Origin of the sequence: Claveliimonas sp. (assembly GCF_037273965.1) — a bacterium.
GTDB classification, from domain to species: domain Bacteria; phylum Bacillota; class Clostridia; order Lachnospirales; family Lachnospiraceae; genus Claveliimonas; species Claveliimonas bilis.
The window spans coordinates 1-10,687 of record NZ_JAYAZJ010000045.1 but is presented as its reverse complement, the minus strand read 5'-3'; the positions used below and the strand labels follow the sequence as shown (position 1 = coordinate 10,687).

Genomic DNA, 10,687 nt, shown 5'->3' with positions numbered 1-10,687 from the left:
CATGACCACAAAAAATACCTTTTACATTTGAACGTGACAAAAATTTCTGTAATCTTTTTCCATTTTTTCCTATTTGAAGCAAATAATCATCCCAAAAAAGCGGGTGATGCACGAAAACAACTATTTTGTCCTTTTTATCGTAAATCCGTTCCAGCCATTCTATCTGAATGTCATCAATTTCACCCACTCCATGTTCCCTGTCTGCGCTATCTAACACAACAATCTTCCATTCTCGTATCTGATAAAAATAATAGTACCTTCCATGAGTTAGCTTCTGCTCAAATACATTGCAAAACGCTTCTTTATTGTCATGATTTCCAAGCGCCAGTAAAACCGGCACCTGGATTCTTGACTCATCCAAAATCTTTTTAAACTGGTGATAGTCAACTTCTTCTCCTTCATGAACTAAATCACCGCTTATCACAATAAAATCAAGGGGTTGGCTTTGAACGACAGACAATATTTTTCTAAGCTTTTCATCCGGAGATAATAATGAAGTGAACATGCCGCTCAATAATCCTACACTGTAATCTTTTCTTATATGCGTATCTGATAATTGTGCAAAATGAAGTTGACTCATTATTTTCCTTCTTTCTATTCCATAATCTGATTAATGGAATCTTGTGTTTCTTTCATTTCCTTCTCTATGTCTACGGTTCCGCTTAATATCTGATCTCTCATATCAATTAACATTTGTTCTGCTTCCAGACCTGCATCACCTGGAAAAGATGCCCATGAAGCAACACCGTTCATTTGATCTGCCGCCGCTGTAAACATAGGGTGCTCTTCTACAAAATCTTTTAATCCGTTTTCTGCCTCAATTACATTATTTCTCGGAGGAACATAACCGGTTCCCTCGGTCCATTTTGCCATTGATTCAACAGAGTACAGATATTTTTCAAACTCCCATGCTGCCTTTTGTTCTTCTTCGTCTTGCGCAGTAATAGCTAGGAAGCATCCTCCTGCAGGTACAACTCGATCTTTCCCTTCCCACACGGGTGAACTTACTGCTCTGACATCAAACTGTGCCGTATCTTCTATCGTTGCCATATATGCTATCGTAGTATGCAACATAGCAACTTCTCCATTAATAAATGCCTGAAATCCTTCTTCCCAGCTTGCGTGCAATGCTTCCTGGTCAGATACCATATCAGCATACATCGTATATGCTTCAACCCCTTCTTCAGAAGCAAAAGAAGCTTTATATTTCCCGTCTTCTTCTGAAATAATCTGTGCGCCATTACTTTCCAACAATGCTTGTTGATTCCAACTATCAGGTCCTTCACGCATATACAGGCCATACTTACCTGTGCTTTCTTTTATTTTACTTGAAAATTCTTCCACTTCTTCCCATGTTTCGGGTCCCTCTTCTGGAAGCCCCGCTTCCTTTAATATATCAGCATTGTAGAACAAAACCGGTGTACTTAAAGAATAAGGCATTCCCACCTGCTCACCATCACTATTTTGCGCCAATTCTAAAATATTAGCATTGAAATTATCTGTAATAAAACTACTATCTTCCGGGAAAAATTCATCAATTATATTCTGTGGTGAAACATAATCAAAATTACTCGAGAAATAATTCAAATAAGTCCATCCTATCTGTACTACAGCCGGCGCATTACCTGCTGCTGTTTCAGCCTGCAAATTCTGCATTAATCCTTTATATTCCTCTGGATTGTATCGCGCTACTACTTCAATTTCATTATTAGATTCATTAAATTCCTTTACTAATTCATCAACCGTTTTTCCACCTACAGTTTCCGAATTAATATGCCAATACTCAATTACTGTTTTGTCTTCATTGTTTTTGGTATTCTCTGCCTCTCCTTCTCCTGCAATACCACAGCCTCCTAACATTCCCATCGTCAAACCACATGATAATACAACTGCTACTCCTCTTAATTTCTTTTTTCTCATGTTCTTCCTCCTTGTTTTTATTCACTTAACAAAGAACTTATTTCATTTTCTTATCATATCCGCGGAACTAAGTTCATTTTTATAATACCATGTGCCTTATCACCCAACTATCATCATTCAGTAAATCATATGTAAAGTTTTTGTAAGAAACATACATGTATGTGAATCATTCTTTGACGCTTTCATCCATAACAAAAAGAGCCCGCAAAAACCTTTGTAAAATAGGTCTTTACGGGCTCTGATATCACACTGCCTCTCTATTAATAATTCGTCGCTTTCCTCTCAAAATAAGCTTTTGAAAATCCGCAGGTCGGGCAGGATTCCGGCGCCTCTTTTCCATAGTGGAGATGTCCACATTGACGGCACATCCATACCGCATCTTCTTTCTCACTGAAAACCTGTTCATTTTCCACACGGCTTAACAGTGCACGGTATCTTGCTTCATGTGCTTTCTCGACAGCCGCCACACGTTCAAACTTTTCTGCAAGAGCATCAAATCCCTCTTCCCTGGCTTCCTTAGCCATGCGAACATACATGTCTGTCCATTCGTCATTTTCTCCCTGTGCTGCTGTCAGAAGGTTCTCAGCTGTTGAACCGATCCCGTGAAATTCCTCATACCACATTTTCGCATGTTGACTTTCCTGTTCCGATGTCTGCATAAAAATCTCTGCAATCTGTTCATAGCCTTCCTGCGCGGCTTTCATAGAAAAATATTTATACTTATTTCTTGCCTGACTCTCTCCGGCAAATGCTTCCATCAGATTCTTTTCTGTCTTTGTACCGGCATATTTGCTTTTTCCGGTTTCTTCTGTTTCTACAAGTTCTTCGAACTGGGAGGCAGGCACTTTACAGATCGGACATGTAAAATCCTCCGGGAGACTCTTGGCTTCATGAATATAACCACATACTTTACACTTAAATTTCTTCATTTCTTTTACCATTCCTTTCGTCAAATCTGTGCTTCTGTCAATATAGTTTGTATGTAACATTTTCTCTGCTAATTCGTTTAACGGCTTTCCATAAAATTTTTCATAGAGCTGGATAATTTCAGGGTTTTCATAACTGGAGCGGATCTTCATTCCGGCATCTTTCTGATATAAGGCTTTCATCCGGCTTTCATGAAGGGTCTCGGAACTCATAAGATATTCTTTGGGTTGTCCGCCTCCTCCAATACAGCCTCCCGGACAGGTCATGACTTCTATAAAGTCATAATGTGACTCTCCGGTTTTCAGTTTCTCCAAAAGCGTTTTGGCATTGGCAGTGCCATGTACAACGGCTGCCTTCAGTTTTATATCTCTGATAGAAACGGTTGTTTCTTTCACCCCGTCGATTCCGCGTACCGGCTCATACTGAAGCAAGTCAGCTGGAGGTTTGCTGTCTGTAATCATATAGTAGGCGGTTCTAAGGGCTGCTTCCATTACACCTCCGCTATTGCCAAATAACACTCCTCCTCCTGATGCTTCTGACATTAGAGGATCATATTTTGCATCCGGAAGATTGTCGAAATCAATCTCTTCCTCTTTTGCCCATTTAGCCAGTTCTCTGGTGGTAAGAACATAATCCATATCCCGCATTCCCTCTATTCCATGATAGTTTGCTGCAGCATGAAGTTCCTCTCTTCTTATTTCAAATTTTTTTGCTGTACACGGAGTAAGCGCTACATTCACAATCCGCTTCGGATCAATGGCCTGCTCTTTTGCAAAATACGTTTTAATCGTTGGTCCTTGCATGGCTATCGGACTTTTCGCTGTAGACAGATGTTCTCTCATGTCCGGATAATATGTTTCTACGTACTTAACCCAGGCCGGGCAGCAACTGGTAAACTGTGGAAGACTTTTCTGGTTCTTAATTCTTTGAATCAACTCGGAAGCCTCTTCCATAATTGTCAGATCAGCTGCAAAATTCGTATCCAGCACATAGTCAAATCCCAATTTTTTGAGAAGTGCAACCATCTTTCCTTCTACAAAACTTCCTTCCGGCAATCCAAATGCTTCGCCCAGGGCAACCCTTACAGAAGGGGAGGTGGAGACAATCACAATTTTTTGTGGATCTGCCAACATTTGTTTGATATCTTCATACTCGTAACGCTCATGAATACTTCCAGCGGGACAGACATTTGCACACTGGCCGCAATGAATACAAATAGCGTTATCTCCTGTCTGCTCCAAAGAATAGGTTCCGTGTACGGCAATTTTCTTTTCACATACAGTTTTACACATTCCACATTTAATACAAAGATTCTCTTCTCTGATAATAGAAGGATTGTCCGGTTCAATAGCAACTCTGATGTTCAAGTCCATGTGTTTACTCATATGTTCGCTCGCTTTCCTGTAATATCAATATTAGTAACTATTATCATTATATAGCATTGAAGTAAAATGTCAAGCTACAATTGTTATAAAATGCCAAAACATTTTCTCTATCACTTTATTTTCGATTCGTTTTATTTTGCAATAGCTTAAATTTCCTTCATTATAGGTAATTATTTCGTGATTTTCTTTCCTAACCCTGCTATAATATCTTTATAAATGAGGAAGGGAGTCCTTATCTTGCATGATCTGAAACGGATTTTTTCTCATCTCGGGCCATTCAGGCGGGAATTTATTCTCAGTATTCTCTTTATTATCGCGGAAACCGGATTTGAACTTGTCATCCCTCTGATCATGGCCGACATCATCGATGTGGGAGTGGCAAACAGAAATATACATTATATTCTTATAAAAGGTATGCAGATGGGAATCTGTGCTGTCCTGTCCCTCATTACAGGACTGTTTTACGCAAAATTTGCCGCCAAAGCCGCCCTTGGCTTTGGTGCTTTTGTGCGCGAACAGGAATTTGCCCGTATTCAGACATATTCCTTTTCCAATCTGGATCATTTTGCCACCTCCTCTTTGATCACTCGTATGACAACCGATATCACCGTGATACAAAATGCGATCACCGGAGGAATACGGCCGATGGTAAGAGGTCCTGTTATGCTCATTCTCGGACTTTTTCTTGCTTTCCTGATGAATGCAAAACTCTCGCTTGTTTTCCTTGCCTGCATCCCTGTGCTTGGAGTCATCCTTTTTTTCATTGTGCGAAAAGTTGCGCCTCTGTACGGAAGACTGCAGATATGCATGGACAGAGTAAATGCCGCTATCCAGGAAAATCTCACCGCCATCCGTGCTGTGAAGGCTTTTGTAAGAGAGGAGTATGAAGAAGAATTTTTTGAAAAGGCTAACCACTCTCTTGCAGATACCAGCCGCACTACCTTTCACTTTGCCGTTCTCAATCTCCCTGCTTTCCAGGCCACCATGTACACTGCCATTGTGCTGATTCTCTGGTTTGGCGGAAACTTTATAAGGACCGGACAGATGCAGGTAGGGCAGCTTACCGGTTTTCTAAGCTATGTATTGCAGATCGTCAATTCCCTCATGCTGATCTCCAACGTATTTCTTATGCTTACCCGATCTCTTGCCAGTGCACGGCGAATCAATCAAGTATTTGACGAATGTCCAGATCTTTCTGATCCCAAGGATCCTGTCACCGAAATTTCAGACGGACGGATCGACTTTGAACATGTATATTTCAAGTATAAAAGAGAAGCACAGCAGTATACCCTTTCTGACATCGACCTTCATATCCGTTCCGGGGAAACAGTAGGAATTATCGGCGGGACCGGTTCCTCTAAAACCACCCTGGTACAGCTCATTCCCCGACTCTATGACGCATCCGGCGGCAGAGTACTTGTAGGCGGATCCGACGTCCGTTCTTATTCTCTTTGTGCTCTCCGGGACGCTGTGGGAATTATCCTTCAAAAGAATGTGCTTTTTTCCGGGACGATCCGTGAAAATCTCCGGTGGGGAAATCCCGGCGCTTCTGATACAGAGATGTGGAATGCTTGTCATACTGCCTGCGCTGATGAATTTATCCGCCATTTTCCTGACGGGCTGGATACCAGACTGGAGCAGGGCGGCATTAATTTGTCCGGTGGGCAAAAGCAGCGGCTGTGTATTGCCCGTACTCTTTTAAAGCATCCGAAAATTCTGATCTTTGATGATTCTACAAGCGCAGTTGACACCGCCACGGAAGAAAAAATGCGCCGCAGACTTTCGGCTCTTTCTTCCATGACCAAACTGGTCATTGCCCAGCGGGTTACTTCTGTCATGCATGCAGATAAAATCCTGATCCTGGATGACGGACACCTTCATGCCCTGGGCACTCATGAGTCGCTCCTTGCATCCTGCCCCGTCTATCAGGAAATTTATGATTCTCAGATGAGAGGAGGCACGACAAATGGCAACGCTTAGCAGAAAACGTCCAAAAGATCTGAAAAAAACTTTCGTCAGGCTTTTATCCTATATGGGAATGCATAAGTTTCTTCTGGCTGCCGTGGCTGTTCTTGTCACCATCAGCGCCGGAGCAAACCTTCTTGGCACCTATATGGTAAAGCCTCTTGTCAATCGGTATATTGTTCCCGGTGATTTTTCCGGCCTGCTTTTTGGTGTCCTTTTTACTGCCGCCATCTACCTCGCCGGAGCGCTCTCTTCTTATGGCTACAGCCAGACCATGGTAAAGGCAGCGCAGAAGATTATCTATGATATTCGCCGGGATCTGTTTCACACGATGGAAAAACTTCCCCTGGACTATTTTGACCGGCATCCTTACGGAGATACCATGAGCCGCTTCACCAACGATGTGGACACCATATCCGATGCCCTGAACAACAGCTTTGCCATGATTATCCAGAGTTTTATTCAGGTTGCGGGGACACTGACAATTCTTTTTGTCCTGAACTGGCGCTTAAGCTTTCTTGTTGTTCTGGGCTATATCTCTATGTTTCTCTACATTCGCTACAGCGGGAAAAAAAGCACCTACTATTTCAACCGTCAGCAGCAGTACCTTGGAGAACTGAACGGATATATTGAGGAGCTGATTCAGGGACAGAAGGTGGTAAAAGTCTTCAACCATGAATCTGACAGCCTGCAACATTTTCAGGAAAAAAATGCTCTGCTGCAGGAAGCCGGTACAAAAGCAGTTTCCTACTCCAGCACGATGATTCCCATGGTCGTCAGTATTTCCTATATTAACTATGCTGTAGTATCTGTCCTGGGCGCTCTTATGGCTATTTACGGCATGACAGATATCGGCAGCCTTGCCAGCTACCTGATCTTCGTACGCCAGTCTACCCTTCCGGTAAACCAGTTCACGCAGCAGTCTAATTTTATGCTCTCCGCGCTGGCGGGTGCAGAAAGGATCTTTCAGATGATGGAGGAAACACCAGAGGAAGACGATGGAACCATTGTCCTTGTCAATGCAGCCGAAACCGCAGATCACACCCTTGTCAAATCCAAGAAGCACACAGGAATATGGGCATGGGAGAATACTTCTTCCCACATGCTCACTCCATTAAAAGGTGATGTACGCTTCCACCATGTTTCTTTCGGATACCGGGAGGACAAAATGATTCTTGACCAGATCAGCCTCTATGCCAAACCGGGACAAAAGATTGCCTTTGTCGGTTCCACCGGAGCCGGGAAAACAACAATAATCAACCTTATCAGCCGGTTTTATGAAATCAGCAAAGGAACGATCACCTACGACGGAATTGATATACGTAATATCCGTAAGGAGTCTCTTCGCCGTTCCATGGCTGTCGTACTCCAGGATACTCACCTCTTTACCGGAACTATTGCTGATAATATTCGTTTTGGAAAACTGGACGCCTCCGACGAAGAAGTAACGAAAGCCGCTGTTCTTGCCAACGCCGATTCCTTTATCCGCAGGATGCCGGACGGATATGACACATGGATCACCGGAGACGGCCAGGGCCTTTCCCAGGGACAGCGCCAGCTTCTTGCTATTGCAAGGGCAGCCGTGGCAGATCCCCCAGTTCTCGTTCTTGATGAAGCAACCAGCAGCATTGATACGCGAACGGAACGCCTGATTGAAAAAGGCATGGACCGCCTCATGGAAGGACGTACCGTCTTTGTCATCGCCCATCGCCTCAGTACTGTGCGAAACGCCAATGCCATCCTCGTTCTGGAACACGGACGGATCATAGAACGCGGGGATCATGAGGAACTTTTGGCTCAAAAAGGCATGTACTACCAGCTCTATCATGGCATGTCTGAGCTGACCTGATCTGTATTTAAATTTACCTCCGTTATCTTACTCTTTCTTGACTGTATCCGTCCCTTCCATTCAATTCAAGCTGTACCGGCTCCTGCCGCTCTTTCAGATCGGCAAGGGCTGCACAGCGGATATTCATATTCTCAAAAGTTGTCCAGTAAAACCTTCCCGACTGTGCACACATCACGGAGGTGTAAATCGTATAGTCATAGGGAACCATTCTCTCATCATACGGCATATTCTCCCCCGGTTCGCCGACCACTGCAAGTCCCGGCGGGAACGCAGCGTGATGCATCATATGAAACAGCCTTGTCACCCCGTCTTTTTCATTCTTTCCCTTCACCCCATACTTCTTCAAAAAGGCCAGACGCACAAACCGTGACGGAGAGGTAAAATCTCCTGGAAGCCCCAGAGTACCGCTGCCGGAAAAGCAGGGCTCTACTCTCTCTCCATCAAACTCCCTTATGCCATAATCTTCCTGCCTGATCTGCACATAATTTAAGATGTTCAACCGATGCCATTCATAGTCCGGGCTGTTCGTCATGATTCCCATTGTATCCGGATAGACATGAAGACCATCCCGCCGCTCCTCTACTACAATGCTTCTTCCCCTCCTGTCTGTAAACATCCAGTGCACCTGCACCACAGTTCCCAGAATCGGCAAATCTACAAGACTGATCCGGTTTTTCAGTTCTTCTTCTACTTCCTTTGTATCTTTGCACTGCAACAGGACATGTGTCAGGAGCACCGAAGGCTGTACCGGTATACGTCCGGACTGACAGTTCTTTGGATATGCGGCGAATTTACGGAAATAGAGCTGACCTCCCATCAGCCCTTCCTCGTTCATGCCTTCATAAAAAAGAGGCGTGTCGGAAAGAAAAAGCCCTCCGATTCCAATTGCCGCATATTTTCCCCGCTTCTTTGAGGGTAATGTCTTTTCTTCCGGCAGTACGCCGCCGCATGTATCATAAGGAATCTCCGCCGGGACATACAGGACATTTGTCCCTTTCGCTATCCTGTTAAAATCGAAGTTTCTTCCCCACAGTACAAGACCATCTTCTGTCTCCCAGGACATAGCGCTGCATCCTCCCTCAGATGCCAGAAGAAATTCCCTGGCATTCCGCTTTCTTTCCTCCTTCTTCAACTGGTTTTCCCTGCATTTCTCCATCTGATTTCTCCTTTTTTCACTTATGCCCTTATTATATCCTGGCTGCAAGGAAAAATATGCAGTAACTGTCACATTTGCTGTTTCCGATCTCAGATTTCCGAATGCTGCAGATCATAATAAAAAATATACTGCTGCAGGATTCCTTCCGACCCTTTATATTTTTCAAAAGGAAATCCCTGTGGATAGTTCTTTTTTAGAACTTTTTTGATATGTGTGTCAACGGGAAATGCTTCCAGATGGTGGAGTGCAAAAAGACAGATACAGTCTGCCACCTTCTCCCCTACTCCGCTAAGCTTCATCAGCTCCTTGCGTGCCTCTTGATAGCACATCCCTTTTATCTTCTCCAGGTCTGCTTCTCCGGAAAGCACACTGTTTACCGTATTTTTTATATATCTGCTTCTGTATCCAAGATTACATGCCCGAAATGCATCTTCATCCGCCTGAGCCAGTTCTTCCGGTTTCGGGAACGCATAGTATTCCTTTCCCTGTAAATCAGTCATCTTTGTTCCATATCTCTGTGATAAAAGTTCCAGAATTTTCTTGATACGGCGAATATTATTTTGCTGTGAAACGATAAAAGACACGATCATTTCCCACAGATCCTGACGCAAAATCCGAATACCGGAACCGAAACGGGCCGCATCCATAAGATAGCTGTCCCTGGGATCAATTGCCCTTATACAGGCGCTATAGTCTCCATCCATATCGAAATATCCTCTCCAAAATTTTTCAAACTCTTCCCTGGTACAGGAAAAAAGAAAGCTCTGGTCCCCCACTTCTTCTATTTCCAGGTAATACCCGGACGCAATCAGAGCATACCGCTTCTCTCCTACAGGATCCATTCGGAAGCACTGGCCGGATGCGCAGATCTGTCCTGGATGAAAGTTCTCTTTTGTAATTTTTATCATTTTCCGGTTGTCTCCTTATTCTAAATTACCCTTTTTCCTCTACACGGGTATGTAATCATTATATCACGTGCATAAAAAAGGAAGGGAAAAATCACAGAACAGCTCCTTCGCTTTCTCAGTGATCTTCCCTTCTGGTTCTTCTTACAGATAATTTTGTATACCCTGGACTGGAACTTAAGCTACACTCTTCCTTCCATGACCGCCGTTATTCAATCCTGCCGCTTTTTCAAACTCTTTTAATTTCTTCTTTGCCTCCGGATTTAAATTTCTCGGCACCTCAATCTGTACTGTTACATAATGATCGCCGTGTATCCCCGGATTTTCCAGGGACACAATCCCTTTTCCCCGCAGCCGGATCTTCGTACCTGACTGTGTACCTTCTTTTATTTTGCACATTACATTTCCATAGAGAGTATTCACCAGAGCTTCCCCTCCAAACACTGCTGTTGTAAAGGGAATTTGAAGGGTAGAATAGACATCTGTTCCTTTCCGCTCAAATCCTCTCTTTTTCCCTACTTTCACTTTCAGGAGAAGATCTCCTGCTTCTCCACCTCCGTTTCCGGGCATTCCCTTCCCT

General features: G+C 43.7%; 8 protein-coding genes. 2 read left to right on the top strand and 6 right to left on the bottom strand.

Features of this window, described 5'->3' with window-relative positions; genetic code table 11:
• The 3 genes from WJ238_RS02870 to rbr form a co-directional block, all read right to left on the bottom strand.
• Window positions 1-580 (bottom strand): metallophosphoesterase family protein (locus WJ238_RS02870; protein WP_337606081.1); only part of this gene is annotated, 580 nt, incomplete at its 3' end.
• Between the two features lie 14 nt (window positions 581-594).
• A complete protein-coding gene (locus WJ238_RS02865; RefSeq protein WP_316264978.1) occupies window positions 595-1,920 on the bottom strand; it encodes an ABC transporter substrate-binding protein in 1,326 nt (441 codons plus the stop codon).
• A 260-nt stretch (window positions 1,921-2,180) separates the two neighbouring features.
• Window positions 2,181-4,232, bottom strand: a complete 2,052-nt coding sequence (gene rbr / locus WJ238_RS02860) for a rubrerythrin (protein ID WP_337606080.1) — start codon at window positions 4,230-4,232, stop codon at window positions 2,181-2,183.
• Between the two features lie 246 nt (window positions 4,233-4,478).
• Between rbr and WJ238_RS02855 the strand changes: the two genes are divergently transcribed.
• Window positions 4,479-6,212, top strand: coding sequence for an ABC transporter ATP-binding protein (locus WJ238_RS02855; protein WP_337606082.1), 1,734 nt, complete (start codon window positions 4,479-4,481; stop codon window positions 6,210-6,212).
• The gene (locus WJ238_RS02850) at window positions 6,199-8,046 is read left to right on the top strand and encodes an ABC transporter ATP-binding protein (protein ID WP_316269129.1); all 1,848 of its coding nucleotides are present in this window, start codon (window positions 6,199-6,201) and stop codon (window positions 8,044-8,046) included. The genes WJ238_RS02855 and WJ238_RS02850 overlap by 14 nt, the downstream gene beginning before the upstream one ends.
• A 22-nt stretch (window positions 8,047-8,068) precedes the next feature.
• Here WJ238_RS02850 and WJ238_RS02845 read toward each other — a convergent pair whose 3' ends face one another.
• The 3 genes from WJ238_RS02845 to WJ238_RS02835 form a co-directional block, all read right to left on the bottom strand.
• Window positions 8,069-9,202 (bottom strand): linear amide C-N hydrolase, encoded by a 1,134-nt coding sequence (locus tag WJ238_RS02845; protein WP_316264981.1) that lies wholly within the window; start codon window positions 9,200-9,202, stop codon window positions 8,069-8,071.
• Window positions 9,203-9,291: 89 nt separating this feature from the next.
• Window positions 9,292-10,110, bottom strand: coding sequence for a DNA-3-methyladenine glycosylase family protein (locus WJ238_RS02840; RefSeq protein WP_316270115.1), 819 nt, complete (start codon window positions 10,108-10,110; stop codon window positions 9,292-9,294).
• 174 nt (window positions 10,111-10,284) lie between these two features.
• Window positions 10,285-10,687, bottom strand: a 403-nt coding sequence (locus WJ238_RS02835) for a J domain-containing protein (RefSeq protein WP_337606079.1), incomplete at its 5' end; no start/stop codon positions are given.